This is a genomic window from Microbacterium marinum (assembly GCF_014204835.1).
Classification (GTDB): Bacteria; Actinomycetota; Actinomycetes; order Actinomycetales; family Microbacteriaceae; genus Microbacterium; species Microbacterium marinum.
The window spans coordinates 1,208,678-1,234,095 of sequence record NZ_JACHMD010000001.1; the positions used below are offsets into that span (position 1 = coordinate 1,208,678).

The 25,418-nt window shown below is 69.3% G+C and carries 26 protein-coding genes; 22 read left to right on the plus strand and 4 right to left on the minus strand.

What is annotated here, in order from left to right:
- The 8 genes from BKA24_RS05805 to BKA24_RS05840 all read left to right on the plus strand — a co-directional run bounded on the left by BKA24_RS05805 (nucleotide 1) and on the right by BKA24_RS05840 (nucleotide 10,058).
- Nucleotides 1–777 (plus strand): LmeA family phospholipid-binding protein, encoded by a 777-nt coding sequence (locus BKA24_RS05805; protein ID WP_184216059.1) that lies wholly within the window; start codon nucleotides 1–3, stop codon nucleotides 775–777.
- Nucleotides 778–885: 108 nt separating this feature from the next.
- A complete protein-coding gene (gene lysA / locus BKA24_RS05810; protein ID WP_184216061.1) occupies nucleotides 886–2,307 on the plus strand; it encodes a diaminopimelate decarboxylase in 1,422 nt (473 codons plus the stop codon).
- Nucleotides 2,304–3,641, plus strand: coding sequence for a homoserine dehydrogenase (locus BKA24_RS05815; protein WP_184216063.1), 1,338 nt, complete (start codon nucleotides 2,304–2,306; stop codon nucleotides 3,639–3,641). The genes lysA and BKA24_RS05815 overlap by 4 nt, the downstream gene beginning before the upstream one ends.
- Before the next feature lies 1 nt (nucleotide 3,642).
- Nucleotides 3,643–4,725 (plus strand): threonine synthase, encoded by a 1,083-nt coding sequence (thrC, locus tag BKA24_RS05820; protein ID WP_184216065.1) that lies wholly within the window; start codon nucleotides 3,643–3,645, stop codon nucleotides 4,723–4,725.
- Nucleotides 4,722–5,654 carry a homoserine kinase gene (gene thrB / locus BKA24_RS05825; RefSeq protein ID WP_184216066.1) on the plus strand — a complete coding sequence of 311 codons (933 nt, stop codon included), beginning with the start codon at nucleotides 4,722–4,724 and terminating at the stop codon, nucleotides 5,652–5,654. The genes thrC and thrB overlap by 4 nt, the downstream gene beginning before the upstream one ends.
- Nucleotides 5,655–5,820: 166 nt before the next feature.
- The gene (gene rho / locus BKA24_RS05830; RefSeq protein ID WP_184216068.1) at nucleotides 5,821–7,776 is read left to right on the plus strand and encodes a transcription termination factor Rho; all 1,956 of its coding nucleotides are present in this window, start codon (nucleotides 5,821–5,823) and stop codon (nucleotides 7,774–7,776) included.
- A 12-nt stretch (nucleotides 7,777–7,788) separates the two neighbouring features.
- Nucleotides 7,789–8,868 carry a peptide chain release factor 1 gene (prfA, locus tag BKA24_RS05835; RefSeq protein WP_184216070.1) on the plus strand — a complete coding sequence of 360 codons (1,080 nt, stop codon included), beginning with the start codon at nucleotides 7,789–7,791 and terminating at the stop codon, nucleotides 8,866–8,868.
- A 20-nt stretch (nucleotides 8,869–8,888) separates the two neighbouring features.
- Complete coding sequence (locus BKA24_RS05840; protein ID WP_184216072.1) at nucleotides 8,889–10,058, plus strand: MalY/PatB family protein; 1,170 nt, start codon at nucleotides 8,889–8,891, stop codon at nucleotides 10,056–10,058.
- 7 nt (nucleotides 10,059–10,065) lie between these two features.
- Here BKA24_RS05840 and epsC read toward each other — a convergent pair whose 3' ends face one another.
- The 3 genes from epsC to cysK (BKA24_RS05855) are packed head-to-tail and all read right to left on the minus strand — an operon-like array spanning nucleotide 10,066 to nucleotide 12,559.
- The gene (epsC, locus tag BKA24_RS05845) at nucleotides 10,066–10,629 is read right to left on the minus strand and encodes a serine O-acetyltransferase EpsC (RefSeq protein WP_184220473.1); all 564 of its coding nucleotides are present in this window, start codon (nucleotides 10,627–10,629) and stop codon (nucleotides 10,066–10,068) included.
- Nucleotides 10,630–10,640: 11 nt separating this feature from the next.
- Entirely contained in the window at nucleotides 10,641–11,588 is a 948-nt protein-coding gene (gene cysK / locus BKA24_RS05850) for a cysteine synthase A (RefSeq protein ID WP_184216074.1), read from the minus strand.
- A gap of 35 nt (nucleotides 11,589–11,623) precedes the next feature.
- Nucleotides 11,624–12,559 (minus strand): cysteine synthase A, encoded by a 936-nt coding sequence (gene cysK / locus BKA24_RS05855; protein WP_184216076.1) that lies wholly within the window; start codon nucleotides 12,557–12,559, stop codon nucleotides 11,624–11,626.
- A gap of 154 nt (nucleotides 12,560–12,713) precedes the next feature.
- Here cysK (BKA24_RS05855) and prmC point away from each other — a divergent pair, with 154 nt between their 5' ends.
- The 13 genes from prmC to BKA24_RS05920 all read left to right on the plus strand — a co-directional run bounded on the left by prmC (nucleotide 12,714) and on the right by BKA24_RS05920 (nucleotide 23,759).
- On the plus strand, nucleotides 12,714–13,604 hold the full coding sequence (prmC, locus tag BKA24_RS05860; RefSeq protein ID WP_184216078.1) for a peptide chain release factor N(5)-glutamine methyltransferase: 891 nt from the start codon (nucleotides 12,714–12,716) through the stop codon (nucleotides 13,602–13,604).
- A gap of 57 nt (nucleotides 13,605–13,661) precedes the next feature.
- Nucleotides 13,662–14,357 carry an L-threonylcarbamoyladenylate synthase gene (locus BKA24_RS05865; RefSeq protein ID WP_184216080.1) on the plus strand — a complete coding sequence of 232 codons (696 nt, stop codon included), beginning with the start codon at nucleotides 13,662–13,664 and terminating at the stop codon, nucleotides 14,355–14,357.
- The gene (locus tag BKA24_RS05870) at nucleotides 14,354–15,514 is read left to right on the plus strand and encodes an MraY family glycosyltransferase (RefSeq protein ID WP_184216082.1); all 1,161 of its coding nucleotides are present in this window, start codon (nucleotides 14,354–14,356) and stop codon (nucleotides 15,512–15,514) included. The genes BKA24_RS05865 and BKA24_RS05870 overlap by 4 nt, the downstream gene beginning before the upstream one ends.
- Nucleotides 15,511–16,011: a Cg1360 family ATP-synthase-associated protein gene (locus tag BKA24_RS05875; RefSeq protein ID WP_184216083.1), complete on the plus strand. Its 501-nt coding sequence runs from the start codon at nucleotides 15,511–15,513 to the stop codon at nucleotides 16,009–16,011. The genes BKA24_RS05870 and BKA24_RS05875 overlap by 4 nt, the downstream gene beginning before the upstream one ends.
- 93 nt (nucleotides 16,012–16,104) lie before the next feature.
- Nucleotides 16,105–16,929: a F0F1 ATP synthase subunit A gene (gene atpB, locus BKA24_RS05880; protein ID WP_184216084.1), complete on the plus strand. Its 825-nt coding sequence runs from the start codon at nucleotides 16,105–16,107 to the stop codon at nucleotides 16,927–16,929.
- 46 nt (nucleotides 16,930–16,975) lie between these two features.
- Entirely contained in the window at nucleotides 16,976–17,209 is a 234-nt protein-coding gene (gene atpE, locus BKA24_RS05885) for an ATP synthase F0 subunit C (RefSeq protein WP_064001481.1), read from the plus strand.
- Nucleotides 17,210–17,237: 28 nt separating this feature from the next.
- Entirely contained in the window at nucleotides 17,238–17,792 is a 555-nt protein-coding gene (locus BKA24_RS05890) for a F0F1 ATP synthase subunit B (protein WP_184216086.1), read from the plus strand.
- On the plus strand, nucleotides 17,792–18,580 hold the full coding sequence (locus BKA24_RS05895; protein ID WP_184216088.1) for a F0F1 ATP synthase subunit delta: 789 nt from the start codon (nucleotides 17,792–17,794) through the stop codon (nucleotides 18,578–18,580). The genes BKA24_RS05890 and BKA24_RS05895 overlap by 1 nt, the downstream gene beginning before the upstream one ends.
- 68 nt (nucleotides 18,581–18,648) lie before the next feature.
- Nucleotides 18,649–20,289 carry a F0F1 ATP synthase subunit alpha gene (gene atpA / locus BKA24_RS05900; protein WP_184216090.1) on the plus strand — a complete coding sequence of 547 codons (1,641 nt, stop codon included), beginning with the start codon at nucleotides 18,649–18,651 and terminating at the stop codon, nucleotides 20,287–20,289.
- Nucleotides 20,290–20,312: 23 nt separating this feature from the next.
- Complete coding sequence (locus BKA24_RS05905) at nucleotides 20,313–21,209, plus strand: F0F1 ATP synthase subunit gamma (protein ID WP_184216092.1); 897 nt, start codon at nucleotides 20,313–20,315, stop codon at nucleotides 21,207–21,209.
- 22 nt (nucleotides 21,210–21,231) lie between these two features.
- A complete protein-coding gene (gene atpD / locus BKA24_RS05910) occupies nucleotides 21,232–22,680 on the plus strand; it encodes a F0F1 ATP synthase subunit beta (protein ID WP_184216094.1) in 1,449 nt (482 codons plus the stop codon).
- A gap of 1 nt (nucleotide 22,681) precedes the next feature.
- Nucleotides 22,682–22,942 carry a F0F1 ATP synthase subunit epsilon gene (locus tag BKA24_RS05915; protein WP_184216096.1) on the plus strand — a complete coding sequence of 87 codons (261 nt, stop codon included), beginning with the start codon at nucleotides 22,682–22,684 and terminating at the stop codon, nucleotides 22,940–22,942.
- A 67-nt stretch (nucleotides 22,943–23,009) separates the two neighbouring features.
- Nucleotides 23,010–23,759, plus strand: a complete 750-nt coding sequence (locus tag BKA24_RS05920; protein ID WP_184216098.1) for a peroxide stress protein YaaA — start codon at nucleotides 23,010–23,012, stop codon at nucleotides 23,757–23,759.
- 67 nt (nucleotides 23,760–23,826) lie between these two features.
- On the opposite strand, the gene BKA24_RS05925 is transcribed toward BKA24_RS05920, so the two are convergent.
- Entirely contained in the window at nucleotides 23,827–24,378 is a 552-nt protein-coding gene (locus BKA24_RS05925; protein ID WP_184216100.1) for a DUF4870 domain-containing protein, read from the minus strand.
- A 206-nt stretch (nucleotides 24,379–24,584) separates the two neighbouring features.
- On the opposite strand from BKA24_RS05925, the gene BKA24_RS05930 reads away from it, so the two are divergent.
- Nucleotides 24,585–25,370 carry a protein phosphatase 2C domain-containing protein gene (locus tag BKA24_RS05930; RefSeq protein ID WP_184216102.1) on the plus strand — a complete coding sequence of 262 codons (786 nt, stop codon included), beginning with the start codon at nucleotides 24,585–24,587 and terminating at the stop codon, nucleotides 25,368–25,370.
- The last annotated feature ends 48 nt before the right edge of the window (nucleotides 25,371–25,418 follow it).

Below are 25,418 nucleotides of genomic sequence, written 5' to 3' on the forward strand. Positions count from 1 at the left end.
GTGACCGGCGTCCCCGCCCGTCGGCGTCGCTCCCGCGGGTGGATCGCCGCGATCATCGTCGTCGCGGTGATCGCGGCCCTGCTGGTCGCCCTCGAACTCGCCGCCCGCGCGATCGTGCCCCAGGTCGTCCGCTCTCAGATCGTGGCGAACCTGGGTCTTCCGGAGGATCAGGCGATCGACGTGGACGTGCCCGGCGTTCTCCTGCCCCAGCTCGCGGTGGGCAGCATCGCCGAGATGAGCCTGCGCGCCGACGACGTCGAGATCGAGGGGATCTCCGGGGACGCCCGCGTCGACATCCAGGATGCACCGGTGTGGGGCAGCGGCGACTGGAGCAGCGCCCGTGCGGTCGTCGTCCTCGACGAGGAGCAGCTGCGCACCCTGCTGGGCCGCGTCGATGATTTCCCCGTGGATGCCGTCAGTCTCGACGCCCCCGAAGTCGCACTCGACACGGAGCTCAGCCTCTTCGGTGCGAGCGTCCCCCTGGGCGTCCGCCTGGCCGCGACAGCCGAAGACGGCGACCTGGTCCTATCGCCGACGACCTTCCGACTGGGCGGCGTGGACGTCTCGGCGGACGCGCTCCGCCAGCAGGTCGGCCCCCTCGTCGGTTCCTTCGCCGAGAGCTGGCCGGTCTGCCTCGCCGAATACCTGCCGTCCGCACTCACCCTCACGGACGTCGCGGTGGAGGATCGCGGGGTCGTGGCATCCTTCGACATCGACAGCGCCATCCTGAGCGACGAGAAGGCCCAGCAGCCGGGCACGTGCGGGGACGCCTCGTAGCGTCACCCGGCCAGGGCCGGCGCGCCCGGTGCCCTAGACTGTGGGCACCGTCCGGGCGTGGCCACACCGCCCGGGAACACCCGTACCCCGCTCGATTGGTGCCCCTGCGTGTCCACCGCCTCCGACCGTCCCGCCGTGCCCGCGTGGCTCGCGGCGCCCGACGACGCGAATGCGCTCGTGCCGATCGTGTGGCCCGAGGGGGCCGAGCGTGATCAGGACGGCGTCCTGCGGGTCGGCGGTCTCGCGGCGGATGATCTGGCAGCCCGGTTCGGGACGCCGCTGTACGTGCTCGACGAAGACGGCGTCCGTGCCCGCGCGCGCGAGGTGCTCGCCGCTTTCCGTGACGCGGCATCCCGTCACGGCGGCACGGCGCGGGTCTATTACGCCGGCAAGGCGTTCCTCTCGAGCGAGGTCGTGCGGTGGGTGAGCGCCGAGGGACTCGGAGTTGACGTCGCCAGCGGCGGTGAGCTGGCCGTCGCCCTTGCGGCGGGGGCCGACCCCGCTCGACTGGGTCTGCACGGCAACAACAAGCTGCTCCCCGAGATCGCGCAGGCCGTTGGCGCCGGTGTCGGGTCGATCGTCGTCGACTCCCGTGTCGAGATCGAGCGCGTCGCCGAGGCGGCCGCTGCCGCGGGACGCGTCCAGACGGTCCTCGTCCGCGTGAACAGCGGCGTGCACGCCGAGACTCACGACTTCCTCGCCACCGCGCACGAAGACCAGAAGTTCGGCTTCGCGATGACGGATGCCGCGGCGGCGGTCACCCGGATCCGGGAACTGCCCTCGCTCCGGTTCGCGGGTCTGCACTGCCACATCGGCTCCCAGATCTTCGGAACCGCCGGGTTCGCGGAGTCGGCGGCGCGCGTCGTCGAACTGCACGCCGACCTCCTCGCCGGCGGCGAGGTGCCCCTCCTGAACCTGGGCGGCGGCTTCGGCATCGCCTACACGGCCGCCGACGACCCGACCCCCATCGCCCACCTCGCCGAGGGGATCGTCGCGGCCGTGGCCCGTGAGTGCGCGAGCCGCGGCATCCCGCTTCCGGAGCTCGCGTTCGAGCCGGGACGTGCCGTGGTCGGCAGAGCGGGGATCACGCTGTACCGCGTCGGCACCGTCAAACCGGTCCGGGTGTCGGACGATCTTGAGCGGCTCTACGTCAGCGTCGACGGCGGCATGAGCGACAACGCTCGGCCCGCCCTGTACGGAGCGGATTACTCGGCGCGCATCGCGAGCCGCCGCAGCGACGCCGCGGCCGCGCTGGCGCGCGTGGTCGGGCGACACTGCGAATCCGGCGACATCGTCGTCGACGCCGAGTATCTGCCGGGTGACATCGAGCCCGGCGATCTCCTGGCCGTCGCGGCTACGGGCGCCTACTGCTTCTCGCTCGCGAGCAACTACAACTACGTGCCGCGACCGCCCGTGGTCGCTGTCGCCGGAGGTGAGGCGCGGCTCATCGTCCGAGGGGAGACGGTCGACGACCTCCTCTCGCGCGACGTCGGCATCGTCCGCCCCGGCACCTCGGAGGAGTCCGCATGATCGAACCCCGTCGCCTGCGCGTCGCGCTGCTGGGAGCCGGCGCGGTCGGCTCCCAGGTCGCGCGTCTGCTGCTGGCCCACGCCGACGAGCTCGCCGAGCGCGCCGGCGCGCCGCTGGATCTCGTCGGCATCGCCGTGCGCGATGTCCACGCCCGCCGTGAGGCCGATCTGCCCGCCGAGCTGTTCACGACCGACGCCGACACGCTCATCGCGGGGGCCGACATCGTCATCGAGGTGACCGGCGGGCTGGAGCCCGCGCGGACGCGGATCCTGCACGCACTGACGTCGGGCGCCGATGTCGTGACGGCCAACAAGGCCCTGCTGGCAACCCATGGCACCGAGATCTTCGAGGCGGCAGACCAGGTGGGTGCCACGGTCGCCTACGAGGCCGCCGTCGCCGGGGCGATCCCCATCATCCGGCCGCTGCGCGACTCCCTCGCCGGCGACCGCGTTCGGCGCATCATGGGCATCGTCAACGGGACCACCAACTACATCCTCGATCGGATGGACCGTGAAGGGCTGGACTTCGACGAGGTGCTCGCCGAGGCGCAGCGCCTCGGATACGCCGAAGCCGACCCGACCGCCGACGTCGAGGGATTCGACGCGGCCCAGAAGGCGGCGATCCTCGCCAGCCTGGCGTTCCACACCTCCGTGCCGCTGACGGCCGTCCACCGCGAGGGCATCACCTCGATCGACGCCGGTGTCATCGACGCCGCCCGCAAGGCCGGATACGTCGTCAAGCTGCTCGCCGTGTGCGAGCGCCTCGTCGATCAGCCCGACGCGGCGCCGTCGGGGGAGGCCATCTCGGTCCGCGTGTACCCCGCTCTGGTTCCCCGGGACCACCCGCTCGCCTCGGTGCACGGCGCCAACAACGCGGTCTTCGTCGAGGCCGAAGCCGCCGGTCCCCTCATGTTCTACGGCGCCGGCGCCGGCGGCGTTCAGACGGCCTCGGCCGTGCTCGGCGACGTCGTCTCGGCTGCCCGACGCCACATCGTCGGCGGGCCGGGGGTGGGGGAGTCCACCCGCGCGGGCCTGCCGATCGTCCCGATCGGCCGCATCACGACGAGCTGCCAGATCACCCTCGAGGTCGACGACCGTCCCGGTGTGCTGGCCACGGTCGCCGGCATCCTCAGCGACGGGAACGTGTCGATCGCGACCGTCGAGCAGACCACCTCCGGCGGCGCCGCCGCCGAGGAGGGCGAGGATGCCGTCGCGCACCTCGTCATCGGAACCCACACGGCCCGGGAGCAGGACCTGGCCGACACCGTCGAGCGCCTGGCGGCCAACGCCGCCGTGCGCCGGGTGGTCTCGGTCCTGCGCGTAGAAGGAGACTGACATGGCACACGTCTGGCGCGGAGTCCTCCGCGAATTCGCCGATCGGCTCGGTGTCACCGATGCCTCCACCGTCGTGACGCTCGGCGAGGGCGGCACCCCGCTCATCCCCGCCGCGTCGCTGTCGCGCCTCACCGGCGCCGACGTCTACGTCAAGTTCGAAGGAATGAACCCCACGGGCTCGTTCAAGGACCGCGGCATGACGGTCGCGCTCTCGCGCGCGGTCGAGCATGGCGCCGAAGCCGTCATCTGCGCCTCGACGGGCAACACGTCGGCATCCGCCGCGGCGTACGCCGCACACGCGGGGATCACTGCGGCGGTGCTCGTGCCCGAGGGCAAGATCGCGATGGGCAAGCTGAGCCAGGCGGTCGCCCACGACGGACGCCTCATCCAGATCCGCGGCAACTTCGACGACTGTCTCGAGATCGCACGCGAGCTCGCCACCGGGTACAAGGTGCACCTCGTCAACTCGGTGAACCCCGACCGCATCGAGGGACAGAAGACGGCCGCATACGAGGTCGTCAGCCAGCTCGGCGACGCCCCCGACTTCCACTTCATCCCCGTCGGCAATGCCGGCAACTACACCGCCTACTCCCGCGGCTATCGCGAGGAGGCCGCGCGCGGCGTCGCGACGAAGGTGCCCCGCATGTTCGGTTTCCAGGCCGAGGGCTCCGCGCCGCTCGTGCGCGGTGAGGTCGTGAAGCACCCCGAGACGATCGCGTCCGCGATCCGCATCGGCAACCCGGCGTCCTGGGAGCTCGCGCTGGAGGCCAAGTCCGCCACCGACGGCTGGTTCGGCGCGATCGACGACGACCGGATCCTGGCCGCGCAGAAGCTGCTCGCCGGCACGGTCGGCGTCTTCGTCGAGCCGGCCTCGGCGATCAGCGTCGCCGGCCTTCTCGACCGCGCCGAGGCCGGCGTGATCCCGGCCGGGGCGACCGTCGTGCTCACGGTCACCGGTCACGGGCTCAAGGACCCCCAGTGGGCCCTCCGCAACACCGACGGATCGCAGGTCGAGCCTCTCGTGGTGGATGCCGCGACGAGCGAAGTCGCGTCCGCGCTCGACCTGACGCCCGTCCAGGGATGACCCTCCCCGGCCGCAGCGTCGCCGTCCGCGTGCCGGCGACCAGCGCCAACCTCGGCCCCGGGTTCGACACGCTCGGTCTCGCTCTCAGCGTCCACGACGAGCTCGTCGTGACTGTGCTCCCGGGGCCCGGCCTCGAGATCGTCGTCGCCGGAGAGGGCGCGCAGGACGTGCCGACGGATGCGTCCCACCTCGTCGTGCGCTCGATGGCTTACGCGTTCGAGGCGTGTGGGCGGGCGATGCCCGGTATCCGCCTCGAGGCGCGCAATGCGATCCCACACGGGCGCGGCATGGGCTCGTCCGGGGCTGCCGTCGTCGCGGGACTCCTCGCGGCCAAGGGACTTCTGGCCGGCGACGTCGAGCTCGGCCCGGAGACGCTGCTGCGGCTGGCGACGGAACTCGAGGGACACCCCGACAACGTCGCACCCGCCCTGTTCGGCGGACTGACGATCGCGTGGGTCGACGACCACGGTCCTCAGCACAAGAAGCTCGCCGTGCACCGTGGGGTGTCGCCGCTCGTGTTCGTACCGGATTTCACGATGTCCACCTCCGTCGCCCGAGGGTTGGCGCCGCTCCAGGTGACCCGTGAGGATGCGGTCTTCAACGTGTCGCGGTCGGCGCTGCTGATCGCCGCGCTCACCCAGAGCCCGGAACTCCTCATGGCGGCGACCGAGGACAAGCTCCACCAGTCCTATCGCGCGCAGGCCATGCCCGAGACCGACAAGCTCGTCCGAGGGCTCCGAGCGGGCGGTTTCGCCGCCGTCGTCTCGGGTGCCGGGCCGAGCGTGCTCGTCCTGGCGGACGGCCCCGGAAGGCGGCTCGATGCCGTCGACCATGCCGCTGCGCTCACCGACACGCGGTGGCTTCCACGCCTGCTGGCCGTCGATGTCAAGGGTGGTACAGTGAGGGACAACGCGGAGGATGCCACGTAATCACGTGAATCTGCCCTCCATCGCAATCTGCGAAGCACCGCACATCCCCTCTCATCCGGGTCGGCGCGTCACCTGTGTTCGCGTGAACACCCACCTGAGGATCGGTCTCCGTCGTGGACGGGGCCAGCTGCGGTTCATGACTTTCCACATCTGAAAGGGAGAACTCGTGGAGTCCATCTCCGAGATCCAGACCGGCGACGACGTCGCCACCACCACCGACGCCCCGGCATCCGCCGCCGTCGAGAACACCGAAGCGGCAGCACCCGCCGAGGCTGAGAAGCCCGCGAAGGCGCCGCGCAAGCGCGCACCGCGCCGCGCAAAGAGCACCGACGCTCCGGACGCTGCAGCCGGCACCGACACGGCAGCCGCCGACGCAGCCCCCGCCGCCGACGCGGCGGAGGCGCCCGTCGAGGCCGACGAGGCGGCCCCCGCCGCCCCCGCGCGCAAGAAGCCCGCGCGCCGTTCTGCGGCCGCCAAGGCCGCCGAGGAAGCCGCCGCAGCGGAAGCCACCGAGGCGCCCGCGCAGTCTGCTCCCGAGGTCGCGCCCGACGAGTCCGCGCCCGAGCAGGGCGCTCCCGAGCAGGGCGCCCCCGAGCAGGGCGCCGAGGCCGACGCGCCCGCCGACGGCGACACGTCTGCCGAGGGCGACAAGCCCGCCGAGGGCGAGGGGTCGGCGCGCAGCCGCTCCCGGTCGCGCAGCCGCAGCCGCAACCGCAATAAGGGCGAGAACGGCCAGGCTTCCCAGAACGGTCAGAACGGCCAGGGCAACCAGAACGGCCAGGGAAACCAGAACACCCAGGGCAACCAGAACCAGGGCGGCTCCGACAAGCCCGCGATCGACGACCGGAACGACGACGAGCAGGGCCAGGGCCGCGGCCGCCAGCGCAACAAGCGCCGCGGCCAGAACGGTCCCGCAGACGAGTTCGACACCGAGATCGGCGAGGACGACGTCCTGATCCCGATCGCCGGCATCCTCGACGTCCTCGACAACTACGCCTTCGTCCGCACCACGGGATACCTCCCCGGCCAGAGCGACGTCTACGTCTCGCTCGGTCAGGTGAAGAAGTACAACCTGCGCAAGGGTGACGCGGTCGTCGGTGCCATCAAGCAGCCCCGCGAGGGCGAGCAGTCCAGCCGCCAGAAGTACAACGCGCTGGTCAAGGTCGACGCCATCAACGGTCTGTCGGTGGACGACGCGGCATCCCGTGTCGAGTTCTCGAAGCTGACCCCCCTCTACCCGCAGGAGCGCCTGCGTCTGGAGACGGCGCCCGAGAAGCTCACCCAGCGGATCATCGACCTCGTGGCTCCCATCGGCAAGGGACAGCGCGGCCTGATCGTCGCGCCGCCCAAGGCCGGCAAGACGATCGTGCTGCAGCAGATCGCGAACGCGATCGCGACGAACAACCCCGAGGTCCACCTCATGGTGGTGCTCGTCGACGAGCGGCCCGAAGAGGTCACCGACATGCAGCGCACGGTCAAGGGAGAGGTCATCGCCTCCACCTTCGATCGTCCCGCCGAGGACCACACGACCGTCGCCGAGCTCGCCATCGAGCGCGCCAAGCGTCTCGTCGAGCTGGGTCGCGACGTCGTCGTGCTGCTCGACTCGATCACCCGCCTCGGCCGCGCGTACAACATCTCGGCGCCCACCTCGGGTCGCGTGCTCACCGGTGGCGTCGACGCCTCGGCGCTCTACCCGCCCAAGCGCTTCTTCGGCGCGGCCCGCAACATCGAAAACGGCGGCTCGCTGACGATCCTCGCCACCGCGCTCGTGGAGACCGGCTCCAAGATGGACGAGGTCATCTTCGAGGAGTTCAAGGGAACCGGCAACAGCGAGCTGCGACTGTCGCGCCAGCTCGCCGACAAGCGCATCTTCCCGGCCGTCGACGTCAACGCGTCCTCGACCCGCCGCGAAGAGATGCTGCTCTCGAACGACGAGGTCAAGATCACGTGGAAGCTGCGCCGGGCCCTCGCGGGCCTCGACCCGCAGCAGGCGCTGGAGGTCGTGCTCGGCAAGCTCAAGGAGACCGGCTCCAACGTCGAGTTCCTCGTGCAGATGCAGAAGTCGATCCCGGCACCCGCAGCCGGCGGCCACGGTGGCGGGCACGACAACAGCATCCGCTGAGCCGGCGCGGCGATGTTCGAGTCCGTCCAGTCGCTGATCGACGAGCACCGCGCGGTGCAGGAGGAGCTCTCCGACCCCGCGGTGCACGCCGATGCGGCACGCGCCAAGCGCGTCAACCGTCGGTACGCGGAGCTGTCGCGCATCGTCGCGGCGTACGACGCGTGGACGGCTGCGTCCGACGATCTGGCGGCGGCGCGTGAGCTTGCCCGCGAGGATGCCGCGTTCGCGGATGAGGTTCCGGTCCTCGAAGACGGCCTCGCGGCGGCTCAGGAACGGCTGCGGCGCCTGCTCATCCCGCGTGACCCCGACGACGCGCGGGACGTGATCATGGAGATCAAGGCGGGCGAGGGCGGCGCGGAATCCGCGCTGTTCGCCGCAGATCTGCTGCGCATGTACCTGCAGTACGCCGCGTCGAAGGGGTGGAAGACCGAGCTCCTCGAGCGCAACGAGAGCGACCTCGGCGGCTACAAGGACGTGCAGGTCGCGATCAAGGGCTCCAGTTCCGATCCGGCGCAGGGCGTTTGGGCGCACCTGAAGTACGAGGGCGGCGTGCACCGCGTGCAGCGCGTGCCCGCGACCGAGTCGCAGGGCCGTATCCACACCTCCACCACGGGCGTGCTCGTGTTCCCCGAGGTGGACGAGCCCGAAGAGGTTCAGATCGACCCGAACGATCTGAAGATCGATGTCTTCCGTTCCTCCGGCCCCGGCGGCCAATCGGTGAACACGACCGACTCCGCCGTGCGGATCACGCACGTGCCCACCGGCATCGTCGTGTCGATGCAGAACGAGAAGAGCCAGCTGCAGAACCGCGAGGCGGGCATGCGCGTGCTGCGCGCGCGCCTGCTCGCCAAACAGCAGGAAGAGCGGGATGCCGCGGCATCCGATGCCCGGAGATCGCAGATCCGGGGCATGGACCGCTCGGAGCGCATCCGCACCTACAACTTCCCCGAGAACCGCATCGCGGATCACCGCACGGGGTACAAGGCCTACAACCTCGACCAGGTGATGGACGGCGCTCTCGCGCCGATCATCGAGTCGGCGATCTCCGCCGACGAAGAGGCGCAGCTGGCGGCGCTGGGCGCCGACGACTGACTCCCGCGGAAAGGACGCGCATGCCCACTGATTTCGATGCGATCTCGGAGGAGCGTCTGCGCGCCGCGGGCAGCATGAAATGGAGCGCGTACCCGGGCACGATCGGCGCGTGGGTGGCGGAGATGGACTTCGGTGTCGCCGAACCCATCGCATCAGCGGTCTCCGACGCCCTGTCGTCAGGGCTGACCGGGTACCTCCCCGCGGCGCTGTCGACGGACCTCGCTGCGGCCACGTCGCAGTGGTACGAACGCCGGTACGGATGGCGGCCCGACCCGGAGCGGATCCATCCCGTCCCCGATGTCATCACCGCATATCAGGTCGCGATCGAGCGCTTCAGCGCTCCCGGGTCTGCGGTCATCGTGCCGACGCCCGCGTACATGCCGTTCCTGTTCGTGCCGCCGATGCAGGATCGGCGCGTCATCGAAGTGCCCTCGATCGAGGTCGACGGGCGCATGACGATGGACCTCGACAGCATCTCCCGGGCCTTCGAGGACGGCGGCGGACTCGTCGTGCTCTGCAATCCCCACAACCCTCTCGGCACCGTGTTCACCCGCACCGAGCTGCTCGCGTTGGCGGAGGTCGTGGACGCCCACGACGGGCGCGTCTTCTCGGACGAGATCCACGCCCCGATCGTCTACGGGGATACCGTCCACGTCCCCTACGCGTCGGTGTCGGAGGTCGCAGCAGGGCACACCGTGACGGCGGCATCCGCCTCCAAGGCATGGAACCTGGCAGGGCTCAAGTGCGCGCAGGTCATCCTGTCCAACGACGTGGACGCGGCGGCCTGGGCCGAGTTCGGTCCGTGGGCAGGGCACGGCACGGCCACGGTCGGAGTCATCGCGAACATCGCGGCGTACCGTGACGGTGAATCGTGGCTCGAGGGCGTCGTCGACTATCTGGACGGCAATCGCCGAGCGCTCGTCGACGGCCTCGCTCGGCACGCACCGCACGCACGGGTGGCGATGCCCGAAGGCTCCTACATCGCGCTGATCGATCTGCGGGCCTATGCCCTCGAGGGAGACCTGGGGGAGTGGTTCCGCGAGAATGCTCAGGTCTCGATGACCGACGGCCGCGCGTGCGGGGAGGCCGGCGTGGGGCAGGTCCGCTTCGTCTTCGCCCTCCCGCGCCCGCTGCTGGAGGTCGCGATCGAGCGGATCGGAGCCGCTCTCGCGGGAGTTCCACTCCGCTGAGCTGCGCTCAGATGTGGTACTCGGGCGCGGTCAGGAGCGCGCGGGTGTCCTCACTGGCTGTGCGACGTCGCGCGCGGGCCGGAACCCCGACGAGCACGGAGTCCGCGGGTGCGTCCTTCGTGACGACAGCGTTCGCACCGACGACGGAGTGGGCGCCGATCCGCACCGGACCGAGGATCTTCGCCCCCGCCCCCACGGCGACGCCGTCTTCGAGCGTCGGATGCCGCTTCCCGGCATCCCGCGTGCGCCCTCCGAGGGTGACGCCGTGGTACAGCATGACGTCGTCACCGACCTCGGCCGTCTCGCCGATGACCACGCCCATCCCGTGGTCGATGAAGAATCGCGACCCGATGCGGGCGCCGGGATGGATCTCGATGCCGGTCAGCCATCGGGTGATCTGTGACAGGGCGCGAGCGGGGAAGCGGAGCCCTCGGACCCAGAGGGCGTGCGCCGCACGGTGGCTCCAGACGGCGTGGAGACCGGGGTAGAGGAGCGCGATCTCGACGCCACCGCGGGCGGCGGGATCGCGCAGCTTCGCGGCGGCGATGTCTTCGCGCGCCGCGCGGAGCATGTCACCGACGCTCACGCCGTCTCCTCCTCGCGGAGGTGTGCGTAGAGCGCGGTCGAGAGGTAGCGTTCCCCGGCGTCGGGGACGATGACGACGATCCGACCGCCCGCGGACTCCGGCCGGCGCGCGATCTGGAGGGCTGCCCACACGGCGGCGCCCGCCGACATCCCCGCGAGGATCCCCTCACGGGTGGCGAGGTCCCGCGCGACGGTGAGCGCGTCGTCGAACTCGGCGTCGAAGATCTCGTCGACGACCTCCCGATCGAGGACGGCGGGGACGAAGTTCGGGCCGATGCCCTGGATGCGATGGCCGCCCGCGCGCCCCTCGGTGAGGACGGGGGAGTCCTTCGGCTCGACGAGGGCGACCTTCACGGCGGCATCCTTCGCCTTGAGGGCCTGGCCGACCCCGGTCACCGTGCCGCCGGTGCCGGAGCCTGCGACGAACCAGTCGATGCGACCGTCGGTGTCTGCCCAGATCTCCTCCGCGGTCGTGCGGCGGTGAATGGCGGCGTTCGCCTCATGCTCGAACTGGCGGGCGAGGATCGCCCCCGGGGTCTCGGCCACGATGCGCTTCGCCGTGTCGACGGCCTCCGTCATGCCCTTGTGCGGGTCGGTCAGGACCAGCTCGGCACCGTAGGCCTTCAACAGGGTGCGGCGCTCCTTCGACATCGAGGCGGGCATCGTGAGGATGACCTTGTACCCGCGCGCCGCGCCGATGAGGGCGAGTGAGATCCCGGTGTTCCCGCTGGTCGACTCCACGATCGTCCCGCCGGGAGCGAGCTCACCGGCGGCCTCTGCCGCCTCGACGAGAGCGAACCCGAGCCGGTCCTTCACGCTGGCCCCGGGGTTGTAGAACTCCAGCTTCACGAGCACCTCGGCGTGGAGGCCCTCGGTCAGGGCGTTCAGCCGCACGAGCGGGGTGCGTCCGAAGGCGTGGGTGATGTCGGGAAGGATGCCGGGCACGGGTTCGCTTTCGATCGGGTGGGCGGTGGTGCGGATCAGTCGCGGAGGTGCTCGTACAGCGCGGTCGAGAGGTACCGCTCGCCGAACGACGGGATGATGACGACGATGTTCTTGCCCTCGGCCTCGGGGCGAGCGGCGACCTGGAGTGCCGCCCAGACGGCGGCGCCGGAGGAGATGCCGACGAGGATGCCCTCCTTCGTCGCGACCTCGCGGGCCGTGGCGATCGCGTCGTCGAACGTGACGTCCTGCACCTCGTCGATGACGCCCTGGTCGAGGATCGGCGGAATGAAGTTCGGGCCGATGCCCTGGATCTTGTGGGGTCCGGGCTTGCCTTCGGTGAGGAGCGGCGAGTCCTTCGGCTCGACAGCCACGACCTTCGCCTCGGGGGCGCGCTCCTTCAGCACCTGGCCGACACCGGTGATCGTCCCGCCGGTGCCGATGCCGGCGACGAAGTAGCCGATCTCGCCGTCGGTGTCGCGGAGGATCTCCTCGGCCGTCGTCTTCTTGTGGACCTCGACGTTGGCCTGGTTCGCGAACTGCTTCGCGAGCACGGCGCCGGGCGTTTCGCCGGCGATCTTCTCGGCCTCGGCGACTGCGCCTTTCATGCCGAGCGACGGGTCGGTGAGCACGAGCTCCGCACCGTAGGCCTTCAGGAGCATCCGGCGCTCGACGGACATCGACGACGGCATGGTGAGGATGACCTTGTACCCACGCGCGGCGCCGACCATCGCGAGTGCGATGCCGGTGTTGCCGCTCGTCCCCTCGACGATCGTGCCCCCGGGCTTCAGTTCGCCCGACGCCTCCGCGGCATCCACGATCGCGATACCCAGACGGTCCTTGACCGATGACGCCGGATTGTAGAACTCGAGCTTCGCGAGCACGGTGCCGGGCAGACCCTCCGACACGCGGTTGAGGCGGACGAGGGGGGTGTTGCCGAATGCGCTCGTGATGTCGGAGTGGATGCCGGGCATGGGATGCCTTTCGTGCGGAGAGAACGGTCGGATGCGGTTCGCAGAAACGCCACAAGCCTACGCGGCACAGGGAACGAGGGGCCGAGTGTGACGCCGTGCTCCGCGCCGGATCCTCCTGGGCGACCCATCGCGCGGCGGTACGCTGGAGGTTCCCATGTCGACTCCTCCTCCTTCCGACGCGCCGGTCGAGCCCGACCTCGGGCAGATCATCCGCGCGGCATCCGCGCGGCTCGGCGCCGCCGGGGTCGTCACGCCCGACGCCGACGCCGAGCTGCTGGCGGCTCACGTGCTCGGACGCAGTCGGGGAGAGCTCGCCGCGGCCGCGTTCCGCGGTGACCGTCTGAGTGCGCAGGATGCCGCCCGACTCGAGGAACTCGTCGTGCGCCGCGCCGCGCGCGAACCGCTCCAGCATCTGACAGGCACCGCGCCGTTCCGGCACCTGGAGCTGCGGGTCGGTCCCGGGGTGTTCGTCCCGCGACCCGAGACGGAGATGGTCGCCCAGCTGGCGATCGACGCGCTGCGTGCGACCGCCGCGCCGGCGCCCGTGGCGGTGGACCTCGGGACGGGGAGCGGCGCGCTCGCCCTCGCGCTCGCGACGGAGGTGCCCCACGCCCGTGTGCACGCCGCGGAAAACTCCGTCGACGCCTTCATCTGGGCGAAGGAGAACTTCGCCGCCCACGCACCCCACGCACGACTGGCCTTCGTCGATCTCGCCCAGGCGTTCCCCGAGCTCGACGGCAGCGTCTCGGTCGTGGTCTCCAATCCGCCCTACGTTCCCGACGAGGCGATCCCGCGCGACCCCGAGGTGCGATTCTGGGACCCGCCGGCGGCGCTGTACGGCGGCCCCGACGGCCTCGATGTGGTGCGCGTGCTCTCCGGCGTCGCCCTGCGCCTGCTCCACCCCGGCGGGACGCTCGTGATCGAGCACGGCGAGTGGCAGGGGGAGCCGATCCGTCGGCTCCTGACGGCGGACGGATGGCGGTCCGCGGCGACGCATCCCGACCTGACGACCCGAGACCGGGCGACGACCGCTCTCCGGCCCTGATCCGCGCGCCCCGGCGCACGGGTGACCGGCAGGGCGGGCCCGTAGACTGATCCCGACATGTCTCCTGTGCTCGACTGCCGCGATGCCGATCAGCTGCTCCCCGCGCTTCGCCGTGCCCGCCAGGCCATCGGCCGCGGCGAGCTCATCGTGATGCCGACCGACACCGTGTACGGCGTCGCGGCCGATGCCTTCAGTGCCGCCGCGGTGGCCCGGCTGCTCGCCGCGAAGGGCCGCGGACGTCAGTCTCCGCCGCCGGTGCTGGTGTCGGGACCCGCGACCATGCGCGCGCTCGTGGCGGAGGTCCCGGCCGAGGTCGACCGCCTCGTCGAGCGGTTCTGGCCGGGTGGGCTCACGATCGTCCTGCCCGCTCAGCCCTCGCTCACCTGGGATCTGGGGGAGACCCACGGCACCGTCGCGGTGAGGATGCCCGACGACCGGTTCGCCCTCGAACTGCTGGAGGAGTGCGGGCCGCTCGCCGTCTCCAGCGCGAACAAGACCGGCCGGCCGGCGGCTCTGCAGGTGGATGCCGCCGTCGACATGCTCGGCGACAGCGTCGCCGTCTACCTCGACGGCGGTCTCGTCTCGACCGGTGTCTCCTCCACGATCGTCGACGCGACCGGTCTCGTGGGCGATGAGCGGCGCCCGGTCGCGGTGCTGCGCGAGGGCGCCGTGAGCCGCGCGGAGTTGCGGGAGGTCCTCGGCGACCTCCTCGAGCCCGATCCTGCGGATCCCGACGAAGACGACGACGCGTGAGGGACTACCTGATCGCCTTCCTCACCACCGGGGCGATCACCTTCGTCCTGTCGTGGATCGTCTGGAAGGTGGCGATCCGGTACCGGCTCCACCCCGAGATCCGCGAACGCGACGTCCACAAGACGCCGACGCCGCGCCTCGGCGGCATCGCGATGTTCTTCGGCCTGGTGGCCTTCTTCCTCATCTCGACGCAGCTGCCGGGCTTCGCGATCGTCTGGGAGCAGCCGATCCGCATGTGGGCCCTGCTGGCCGCGGCCGCCCTCATGGTCGTGGTGGGCGTGGCGGACGACCTGTGGGATCTCGACTGGATGATCAAGCTGGGCGCGCAGTTCGCCGCGGCGTGGATCGTCGTCGGCATCGGCGGGATCCAGATCCTGTTCCTCCCCTTCGGCAGTCAGGTCGTCGTCTCGAGCTGGCTTTCGATCAGCCTGTCCATCCTCGCAATCGTCATCGTGATGAACGCCGTCAACTTCATCGACGGCCTCGACGGGCTCGTGGCGGGAGTGTGCCTCATCGCCAACGCGGTGTTCTTCGCCTACTCCGCCCTGCTCGCCCGCGACTTCGACAACAGCCCCGAGACGAACACCGCCGTGTTCATCACCGTCGTCCTGCTGGGCGTCTGCGCGGGCTTTCTGCCGTTCAACTGGAACCCCGCGAAGATGTTCATGGGGGATGCCGGCGCGCTCCTTTTGGGGCTCATGATGGCGTCCTCGGCGATCGTCGTGACGGGGAACCTGCCGCCGCAGCTGCTCGCCGACAACGACCAGTTCGGTCGCTCGCAGCTCATCGGTGCCTACATTCCGATGATCCTCCCCATCGTCGTGGTGCTGCTGCCGCTCCTGGACTTCGGCCTGGCCGTGATCCGGCGCACCGCGAAAGGCCGATCACCCTTCTCTCCCGATCGTCAGCACATGCACCACCGCATGCTCGACATGGGCCACACCGACCGCAACGCCGTCTTCGTGTTCTACGCGTGGACCGCGGTCGTCTCCCTCTCGGTCCTCCTCATGTACATCGGCACCACCGCCGGCTGGCCCGGGCTCTATCTCCCCGGCCTCGCCTACCTCCTGATCGGGGGAGTGGCCTGCGTGCTGGTCACCCTTCCGCCGTCCCGCCGCGCCGCCCGTGTGGCATCCGATACGAAAGCCTCCTCATGACCACCTCCTCCCTGTCATCGACGCTCGTCCTCCGGCGCACCCTGCTGTGGTCCGCTGCCGTGACCGGGGCGCTCGTCGTCGTCGGCGCGGTCGTGGGGCTGCTCATCGCAGGCGTTCCCGGGATGTGGAGCGCACTCGTCGCGGTTCTCACGGCCGCGGTCTTCCTCGCCATGACCGCCGGCTCGATCCTGTTCGCGAACCGTTGGTATGGGGAGGCGCTGTTCGTGCCGATCTTCTTCGGATCGGTGATGGGCGCCTGGATCCTGAAGTTCGTCCTGTTCCTCGTCGTTTTGTTCGTCGTGCGCGACCTGCCGTGGCTGCAGCCGCTCATCTTCCTCGTCTCGCTCGTCGTCAGCATCATCGGATCGCTGGTGATCGATGTCGTCGTGATGCTGAAGATGCGCATTCCCCACGTGAGCGACGTTTCCCTGCCCACCGCCGAAGACCTCGGCGTTGAAGGAGGACCGGGCGGGGACTCGCCGCCGCTCCGAGACTGATAGGCTTATCTCGAGCCCGCCTGATCCCGACGGGAACATCTGCGGAGTAAGCTCACCGACCATCGTCGCCTCGGTCTCGCAACCGACGCCCCAATGCTGGAGCTAGCGCTGTTCACTCAAGCTGCGACCCTGATCGCCACTGCCGCCGAAGAAGCCCCTGAATTCCACGGGCCTTCCATCTCCGAGTTCTTCCCGGAAGCGGTCTTCCAGATCGGCGACCTCGTCATCAACCGGATCCACCTGATCCAGTTCCTCGCGACGATCGCTATCGTGCTCATCTTCTGGCTCGGCACCCGTCGCATGACTGTCGTCCCGGGCCGGTTCCAGAGCATCGTCGAGATGGGCTTGGACTTCGTCCGCGTCAACATCGCGGAGGACATCCTCGGCAAGAAGGACGGCAAGCGGTTCCTGCCGATCCTCACCACGATCTTCTTCATGGTGCTGTTCATGAACATCACCGGTGTCATCCCCTTCTTGAACATCGCGGGATCCTCGATCGTCGCCGTGCCCCTCCTGCTCGCGATCGTCGCGTACGTGACCTTCATCTACGCAGGCATCAAGCGCAATCCGGCCGCGTTCTTCAAGAACTCGCTGATGCCGTCGGGCGTGCCATGGCCGCTCTACATCATCATCATCCCGCTCGAGTTCCTGTCGACCTTCATCATCCGTCCGGTGACACTCACCCTCCGTCTGCTGATGAACATGATCGTCGGGCACCTCATGCTCGTCCTGTTCTTCGCAGCGACGAACTTCTTCATCACGGAGCTCGGCGGCTGGTACTCGGCCCTCGGAGTAGGCACGCTCGCCTTCGGGTTCGCCTTCACGCTGTTCGAGATCTTCGTCGCCTTCCTCCAGGCCTACGTCTTCGCCATCCTCACCGCGGTCTACATCCAGCTCGCGGTGGCAGAAGAGCACTAAGCGGTCCGGCGCACGCCGAGCCATCCAACCGAAAGGAAACACCTCCGTGGACGCAACTACGGTTCTCGCCGCCCTCGAGGGCAACGTCGCGACGATGGGTTACGGCCTCGCCGCCATCGGCCCCGCCATCGGCGTGGGCATCGTCGTCGGCAAGACGATCGAGGGTGTGGCCCGTCAGCCTGAGCTGGCCGGTCGCCTCCAGGTCCTGATGTTCATCGGTATCGCCTTCACCGAGGCGCTCGCCTTCATCGGCATCGCCACCTACTTCATCTTCGTCTGATCCAGACCCAGACTTCTAAGGAGACAGGATGCTGAACGCTCTTGTCGCGTACGCGGCGGAGGATGGGGAGGTTCACAACCCCCTCTTCCCCGCTGTCTACGACATCCTCTGGTCGGCCGTCTGCTTCGCGGTGATCCTCTTCGTCTTCTGGAAGGTCGCCCTTCCGAAGATGCAGGTGCTCCTCGACCAGCGCGCAGCCGCCATCGAGGGCAACATCGCGAAGGCGGACGAGGCCCAGCGCAAGGCCGAGGCGGCGCTCGAGGAGTACACCGCTCAGCTGGCCGAGGCCCGCAAGGAAGCCGGTGAGATCCGCGATGCCGCCCGCGAGGACGGCAAGAAGATCGTCGCCGAGGCGAAGGACACCGCGTCGGCTGAGGCCTCGCGGATGACAGCCGCTGCGCACTCGCAGATCGAAGCCGAGCGTCAGACGGCGCTCGTGACCCTCCGCAGCGAGGTGGGCACCCTCGCCCTCGACCTCGCCGGTGGCGTCATCGGTGAGACGCTGTCCGACGACGCGAAGGCCCAGGCCGTCGTGGACCGCTTCCTCGCCGACCTCGAAGCCTCCGAGAAGGCGGCCCAGTAATGGGCAGCGCGACCACTCAGGCCCTCGCGGCGACGACGTCGGCCCTCGAGGCCGCGCCGGGCGTCGACCTCGGCGTCGCCCGCGAGCTTTTCGCTGCGGTGCGCACCCTGGCCGGCTCGTCGCAGCTGAGCGGCGCGCTGTCCGACGCGTCGGCGCCGGCGCAGGCCCGCCAGCAGGTCGTCACGAGTGTGTTCGCCGGTTACTCGCCGGCCACGGTGGCAGTCCTGCACGCGGCGGTCGCCGAGCGCTGGTCGTCGGTCGACGACCTGCTCTCGGGTGTGGAGGAGGCCGGCATCCGTGCCGCCGCCATCGCGCAGCCGTCCGTGGACGTCGAGGCCGAGCTGTTCGCCGTGGCGCGCACCATCGCCGCGAACCCCGAACTCGAGCTCGCGCTCGGCAGCCGACTCGGTGACGCGTCGGCGAAGGGCGCGCTCATCGAGAAGCTGCTGGTCGGACGCGCGTCGGAACCGACCGTGCTGATCACGTCGTCGCTCGCCCAGCTTCCTCGTGAGCGTCGGGTGCGCTCGATGCTCAGCCGCGCGCTGCGCATCGTCGCAGACCAGCGCGGCCGCACGGTCGCCACCGTATTCGCGGCATCCGCCCTCACCGAGGAGCAGACCACCCGTCTGGAGCGCACCCTCGCGGGTCGCTACGGCACGGACGTCTCGCTCAACGTCGTCATCGACCCCGCTGTCGTCGGCGGTGTCCGTATCGAGATCGGTGACGACGTCATCGACGCCACCGTGTCGTCCCGTCTGGGCGACCTCCGCCACCGCCTGGCGGGCTGACTTCCCGCTCCACCGGAGCGGACCCGGCGGGCTTTGAGCCCGTCCAAGACCTCACAAGAAGGAAGACCATGGCAGAACTGTCCATCAGCCCCGATGTCATCCGGGACGCGCTGAAAGACTTCGTCGCCGCGTACGAACCCACGGGCGCCGCGGCAACCGAGGTCGGCACGGTCGTCGACGCCGCAGACGGCATCGCCCACGTCGAGGGTCTCCCCGGCGTGATGGCGAACGAGCTCGTGCGCTTCGAGAACGGTGTCGAGGGCCTCGCGCAGAACCTCGACGAGCACGAGATCGGTGTCGTCGTCCTCGGCGACTTCGCCGGCATCGAAGCCGGTCAGAAGGTCACCCGCACCGGCGAGGTCCTCTCGGTCGGCGTCGGGGAGGGCTACCTCGGCCGCGTCGTCGACCCGCTCGGCAACCCGATCGACGGTCTCGGCGAGATCGCCACGACCGGTCGTCGCGCCCTCGAGCTCCAGGCGCCCGGCGTCATGCAGCGCAAGTCGGTCCACGAGCCGATGCAGACCGGCATCAAGGCGATCGACGCCATGATCCCCGTCGGCCGCGGCCAGCGTCAGCTGATCATCGGCGACCGCCAGACCGGCAAGACCGCCATCGCGATCGACACGATCATCAACCAGAAGGCCAACTGGGAGTCGGGCGACGTCAGCAAGCAGGTTCGCTGCATCTACGTCGCCATCGGCCAGAAGGGCTCGACCATCGCTTCGGTGAAGGGCGCCCTCGAGGACGCCGGTGCCATGGAGTACACGACGATCGTCGCGGCCCCGGCATCCGACCCCGCCGGCTTCAAGTACCTCGCCCCCTACACCGGCTCGGCCATCGGCCAGCAGTGGATGTACGAGGGCAAGCACGTCCTGATCATCTTCGACGACCTGTCGAAGCAGGCCGAGGCCTACCGTGCCGTGTCGCTGCTCCTCCGCCGCCCGCCGGGCCGCGAAGCGTACCCCGGTGACGTCTTCTACCTGCACTCGCGTCTGCTCGAGCGTTGCGCGAAGCTCTCCGACGAGCTGGGCGCCGGTTCGATGACGGGTCTCCCGATCATCGAGACCAAGGCGAACGACGTCTCGGCCTACATCCCGACCAACGTGATCTCGATCACCGACGGCCAGATCTTCCTGCAGTCCGACCTCTTCAACGCGAACCAGCGTCCGGCGGTCGACGTGGGTATCTCGGTCTCGCGTGTCGGTGGTGACGCACAGGTCAAGTCCATCAAGAAGGTCTCCGGCACGCTCAAGCTCGAGCTGGCGCAGTACCGCTCGCTCGAGGCGTTCGCCATGTTCGCCTCCGACCTGGATGCCGCATCGCGTCGCCAGCTGGCGCGTGGTGCACGTCTGACCGAGCTGCTCAAGCAGCCGCAGTACTCGCCGTACCCCGTCGAGGAGCAGGTCGTCTCGATCTGGGCCGGAACCAACGGCAAGCTCGACTCCATCGAGGTCGAGGATGTGCTGCGGTTCGAGCGCGAGCTGCTCGACCACCTGAAGCGCAACTCGTCGATCCTCGACACCCTGCGCGAGACGAACGTCCTCGACGACGCGACGCTCGCCGAGCTCGACAAGGCGACCGATGCCTTCGTGCTCGAGTTCCAGGGCGGAAAGGGCCAGGCCATCAACAAGCCCGGCCACGAAGAGGTCGCTGCTGCGGACGTCGACGACGTGAACCAGGAGAAGATCGTCAAGGGCCGCCGCGGCTGACGCCGACGGGAGACTCATAACCAATGGGCGCACAACTCAGGGTCTACAAGCAGAAGATCTCTTCTGCTCAGACGACCAAGAAGATCACGAAGGCGATGGAACTCATCGCGGCTTCGCGCATCCAGAAGGCGATGGCGCGCGTACGCGCGTCGAATCCCTTCGCGCGTGCCGTGACGAGGGCCGTCTCCGCCGTGGCGACGCACTCGAACGTCCAGCACCCGCTGACGACGGAGCGCGAAGAGATCCGTCGGTCCGCCGTCGTCGTCTTCGGTTCCGACCGCGGACTCGCCGGCGCCTTCAACTCGCAGGTCATCCGCGAGGCTCTGGAGCTCGGGCAGCTGCTGCGTTCCGAGGGACGCGAGCCGGTGTACTACCTTGTCGGACGCAAGCCCGTGGGCTTCTTCCAGTTCCGGCGCATCGAGACGGCCGGGGAGTGGATCGGTGACACCGACACCCCGCAGTTCTCGACGGCCGAGGAGATCGCCGGCGCGCTGCTGGAGGCCTACGAGCTGGGCGGCACCGACGGCGGCGTGGACGAGATCCACCTCGTGTACAACCGCTTCGTCAGCATGATGACGCAGACGCCGGAGACGGTCCGCCTGCTCCCGCTCGAGGTCGTCGAGGCGGAAGACGAGGCGTCCAGCCAGATCTACCCGCTCTACGAGTTCGAGCCCGGCCCCGAGACGGTGCTCGACGCACTGCTCCCGGTGTACGTGCAGAGCCGCGTCTTCAACGCACTGCTGCAGTCGTCCGCCGCGAAGCAGGCCGCGACGCAGAAGGCGATGAAGTCTGCGAGCGACAACGCCGACAAGCTCATCACCGACTACACCCGCCTGCGCAACAACGCGCGTCAGGCAGAGATCACGCAGCAGATCGCCGAGATCGTCGGCGGCGCCGACGCGCTGGCGTCGGGCAAATAGACCACACGAAAGAAGAGAAGCCATGAGCCTCACCGCTGAGAAGACGGAGACCCCCGTCGTCGGTCGCGTCGCGCGCGTCACCGGGCCGGTCGTCGACATCGAGTTCCCGCACGACTCGATCCCCGAGGTCTACAACGCCCTCAAGACCACCATCACGATCGGCGACACGTCGAGCGAGATCACGCTCGAGGTCGCGCAGCACCTGGGCGATGACCTCGTCCGCGCGATCTCGCTGAAGCCCACCGACGGCATGGTCCGCGGCCAGGAAGTCCGTGACACCGGCGGCCCCATCACGGTCCCCGTCGGCGACGTCACCAAGGGCAAGGTCTTCAACGTCACCGGCGACGTGCTCAACGCCGCCGAGGGCGAGACCATCGAGGTCACCGAGCGCTGGGGCATTCACCGCCAGGCGCCGAACTTCGACCAGCTCGAGTCCAAGACCGAGATGTTCGAGACCGGCATCAAGTCGATCGACCTCCTCACCCCGTACGTCCAGGGTGGAAAGATCGGCCTCTTCGGCGGTGCCGGTGTCGGCAAGACCGTCCTCATCCAGGAGATGATCCAGCGCGTCGCGCAGGACCACGGTGGTGTGTCGGTGTTCGCCGGTGTCGGTGAGCGTACCCGTGAGGGCAACGACCTCATCGGCGAGATGGAAGAGGCGGGTGTCTTCGACAAGACCGCGCTCGTCTTCGGCCAGATGGACGAGCCGCCGGGGACGCGCCTCCGCGTCGCCCTGTCGGCGCTGACGATGGCGGAGTACTTCCGTGACGTCCAGAAGCAGGACGTCCTCCTGTTCATCGACAACATCTTCCGCTTCACGCAGGCCGGTTCCGAGGTCTCCACGCTGCTGGGCCGCATGCCCTCGGCCGTGGGCTACCAGCCGAACCTCGCCGACGAGATGGGTGTGCTCCAGGAGCGCATCACCTCGACCCGCGGACACTCGATCACGTCGCTCCAGGCGATCTACGTCCCCGCCGACGACTACACCGACCCGGCCCCGGCGACGACGTTCGCGCACCTCGACGCGACCACCGAGCTCTCGCGTGAGATCGCCTCGAAGGGTCTGTACCCCGCGATCGACCCGCTCACCTCGACGAGCCGTATCCTCGACCCGCGCTACATCGGTGAGGACCACTACCGCGTGGCGACCGCCGTGAAGCAGATCCTGCAGAAGAACAAGGAGCTGCAGGAGATCATCGCGATCCTCGGTGTCGACGAGCTCTCCGAAGAGGACAAGATCGTCGTGTCGCGTGCACGTCGCATCCAGCAGTTCCTCTCGCAGAACACCTACATGGCGAAGAAGTTCACCGGTGTCGAGGGCTCCACGGTCCCGATCAAGGAGACCATCGAGTCGTTCGACGCGATCGTCAAGGGTGACTTCGACCACGTGGCCGAGCAGGCCTTCTTCAACGTCGGTGGCATCTCCGACGTCGAGGAGAAGTGGGCGCAGATCCAGAAGGAGAACAGCTGACATGGCTCTGACCGTCACCCTCGTCTCCGCTGAAGCGGAGGTCTGGCACGGCGAGGCGAGCCTTGTCGTCGCCAAGACGGTCGAGGGCGAGATCGGCTTCATGTCCGGTCACGAGCCCGTCCTGGCGATCCTCGCCGAGGGTCAGGTCCGCATCACGCAGACCGACGGGGCGAAGATCGTCGCCACGGCTCAGGACGGCTTCCTCTCGATGGAGGGCGACGAGCTCACCATCGTGGCCGGGAACGCAGCTCTGCAGTCCTGATCGCCTTTCACGCGCAGCGCCGTCCGGTTCGTCGGGCGGCGCTGCGCCGTTCTTCCTGGAGCCGCCCGTGCTGATCCTCCTCCCGCCGTCAGAGACGAAGCGTCCCGGTGGTGACGGTGCACCGTGGCCGAAGACGTCGCCCGCGTTCGGGTCGCTGCGGCGACTGCGTACGCAGGTCGTGCGCGCGCTCGTGGAGCTCAGCGCGGACGCGGACACGGCGATGCGCGTCCTCAAGCTGTCGGAGCGGCAACGCGGTGACGTCGCCGCGAACGCGACACTCCGGACCTCACCCACCATGCCCGCCGTCGACCGGTACACCGGTGTTCTCTTCGATGCGCTCGACGCGGGTTCGCTGGATGTCGCCGCGCGCGAGTGGCTCGGCGCGCACGTCGCGATCCAGTCCGCGCCGTTCGGTCCGATCTGCGCACTGGACGAGATCCCCGCGTACCGTCTCGCAGCGGGGACGTCGGTGCCGGGCTTGCCGCCACTGCGGCGGCTGTGGGCGGATGCCGCGGGCGCGGCGATCGCGGCATCCGAGCCGTCATTCGTGCTCGACCTCCGCTCGGAGGCGTATGTCGCGCTCGGGCCGGTGCCGGCGGGGGTGCCGCAGGCCTACGTCCGCGTCGTGACGGAGTCGGACGGTGGCGTCGTCCGGGCGCTGAACCATTTCAACAAGCACGCGAAGGGCGATCTGGTCCGCGCGCTCGCGCAGGCCCGCCCCGAGGTCGCATCGCTCGCCGACCTCATTGCCTGGGGTCGTGCGCACGACTGGAGCTTCCGCGACGCCGGGGACGGTGTCGTCGAGCTCCTAATGTGACGGGAATGCACTGAGGGCCGGATGCGAGCTGCATCCGGCCCTCAGTCCGTTCAGTGCGTGGAGCGCGTCACTTGATGAATCGGAAGTTGATCGGGTAGCGGTAGCTGCCGCCCGCGTTCACCTTCATGCCGCCCTGGATGCTGAAGACGATGTTCACGACCCAGACTCCCAGGGGGAGGATCCACACGATCAGCCCGGCGAACGGGATGAACGACAGGATCGTGAACACGATGTACGCGGCGATGTAGATGATCGTGAACGTGATCTGCCAGTTCAGCGCCTCTTTGCCCTCCGTGTCCACCCGCGGGCCCCGGTCCTTGAAGACCAGCCAGATGATGAGCGACGGCAGGAAGCCGATGATGCCGCCGATGTGGGCCCACATCGCCCACTGCTTGTCCTGATCGGGGGTCAGGGGTGCGCCGGCGGGGGCGGCGCCGGGCTGGCCGTATCCCTGCGGCTGCTGCGCGTAGGCGGGGGGCTGCTGGCCGTAGCCGGGAGGCGGTGCGGTGTATCCGCTCGGCGGCGGCGACGCGGGCCCGCCTGCGGGAGGGGGAGTTGTCGCGCCCGGCGGCGGGGGAGTCGGCTCGCCCTGCGGGGCGGGCGTGGTCGGGTCGGTCATGGCTCGTGCCCTTCTGTTGTGCGTCGCGGCATCTGCATGAGCCGCGACCGGCGGCGTACGCCTGCGGCGACGCCCACGCGCCGCCACAGCGTCACCGTAGCGCCGTGACGACCTCGGAGGCAATGGTCGTGGCGTCGCGCGGCTCGGGCGGCACCGTCCACTAGAGTGTGAGGACGCCGCCGCACCGATCACGAAAGGGTGGGAGCGTGCCCGAAGCCACCGAATCCCGCGTCGTGCCTTTCGCGTCCGGGACGATCGAGCTGCGTTGGTCCGATGTCACGCATCGGGGTCGACGCCGCGAGAACAATCAGGATGCCGTCCTCTCGGCCTTCCCTCTTTTCGTCGTCGCCGACGGGATGGGCGGCCACATCGGCGGCGAGATCGCCAGCTCCCGCACGATCGAGCGCCTGTCGGCCGCGGTCGCTGCGGGGGAGGTGTCCCCGGCGACGATCGAGTCGGCTCTGGAGCAGGCTGTCGACGACATCGCCTCGCACACGGAGACGACCGACGACGGCACCGGGACGACGGTCACCGGGGTGTTCCTCGACCTGACCGGCGATGACCCGACCTGGGTGACGCTGAACATCGGCGATTCGCGGGTGTACCTGTTCCGCGATGGTGCTCTCGCGCAGGTCACTACTGATCACTCGGTCGTCCAGGAGCTCATCTCCGCCGGACGGCTCAGCCCCGAAGAGGCCGAGAACCACCCCTACGGCAACGTGATCACCCGGGCCGTGGGTCCGAGCGACGGTGTGGTGCCCGATTACGTGCGACTCGAAGTGTTGGACGGCGACCGCTTCGTCATCTGCAGCGACGGTCTCACCAAAGAGCTCACCGACTACGGCATCCTTCACTTCCTGCTCCAGCACGAAGACCCCACCGAGGCCGTGGACGCGATGCTCGAGGCCGCCCTGGAGAACGGCGGTCGTGACAACGTGACCATCATCGTCCTCAACGTCGCGCGCACCGACTCCTCCCCAGCCGCCGACTGATCGGGTTCCCTCCCGTCGGTCGCACCGACCCCGGTCGCAGTGCCGCGG

Bases quoted from the DNA above. Each gene is read 5' to 3' on its own strand.
- atpA (WP_184216090.1), top strand. From the start codon at position 18,649: ATGGCAGAACTGTCCATCAGCCCCGATGTCATCCGGGACGCGCTGAAA.
- BKA24_RS05925 (WP_184216100.1), bottom strand. From the start codon at position 24,378: ATGACCGACCCGACCACGCCCGCCCCGCAGGGCGAGCCGACTCCCCCG.
- prmC (WP_184216078.1), top strand. From the start codon at position 12,714: ATGTCGACTCCTCCTCCTTCCGACGCGCCGGTCGAGCCCGACCTCGGG.
- atpD (WP_184216094.1), top strand. From the start codon at position 21,232: ATGAGCCTCACCGCTGAGAAGACGGAGACCCCCGTCGTCGGTCGCGTC.
- BKA24_RS05875 (WP_184216083.1), top strand. From the start codon at position 15,511: ATGACCACCTCCTCCCTGTCATCGACGCTCGTCCTCCGGCGCACCCTG.
- BKA24_RS05895 (WP_184216088.1), top strand. From the start codon at position 17,792: ATGGGCAGCGCGACCACTCAGGCCCTCGCGGCGACGACGTCGGCCCTC.
- BKA24_RS05905 (WP_184216092.1), top strand. From the start codon at position 20,313: ATGGGCGCACAACTCAGGGTCTACAAGCAGAAGATCTCTTCTGCTCAG.
- cysK (WP_184216076.1), bottom strand. From the start codon at position 12,559: ATGCCCGGCATCCACTCCGACATCACGAGCGCATTCGGCAACACCCCC.
- BKA24_RS05840 (WP_184216072.1), top strand. From the start codon at position 8,889: ATGCCCACTGATTTCGATGCGATCTCGGAGGAGCGTCTGCGCGCCGCG.
- BKA24_RS05890 (WP_184216086.1), top strand. From the start codon at position 17,238: ATGCTGAACGCTCTTGTCGCGTACGCGGCGGAGGATGGGGAGGTTCAC.
- epsC (WP_184220473.1), bottom strand. From the start codon at position 10,629: ATGCTCCGCGCGGCGCGCGAAGACATCGCCGCCGCGAAGCTGCGCGAT.
- prfA (WP_184216070.1), top strand. From the start codon at position 7,789: ATGTTCGAGTCCGTCCAGTCGCTGATCGACGAGCACCGCGCGGTGCAG.
- thrB (WP_184216066.1), top strand. From the start codon at position 4,722: ATGACCCTCCCCGGCCGCAGCGTCGCCGTCCGCGTGCCGGCGACCAGC.
- BKA24_RS05915 (WP_184216096.1), top strand. From the start codon at position 22,682: ATGGCTCTGACCGTCACCCTCGTCTCCGCTGAAGCGGAGGTCTGGCAC.
- BKA24_RS05865 (WP_184216080.1), top strand. From the start codon at position 13,662: ATGTCTCCTGTGCTCGACTGCCGCGATGCCGATCAGCTGCTCCCCGCG.
- BKA24_RS05815 (WP_184216063.1), top strand. From the start codon at position 2,304: ATGATCGAACCCCGTCGCCTGCGCGTCGCGCTGCTGGGAGCCGGCGCG.
- atpB (WP_184216084.1), top strand. From the start codon at position 16,105: ATGCTGGAGCTAGCGCTGTTCACTCAAGCTGCGACCCTGATCGCCACT.
- thrC (WP_184216065.1), top strand. From the start codon at position 3,643: ATGGCACACGTCTGGCGCGGAGTCCTCCGCGAATTCGCCGATCGGCTC.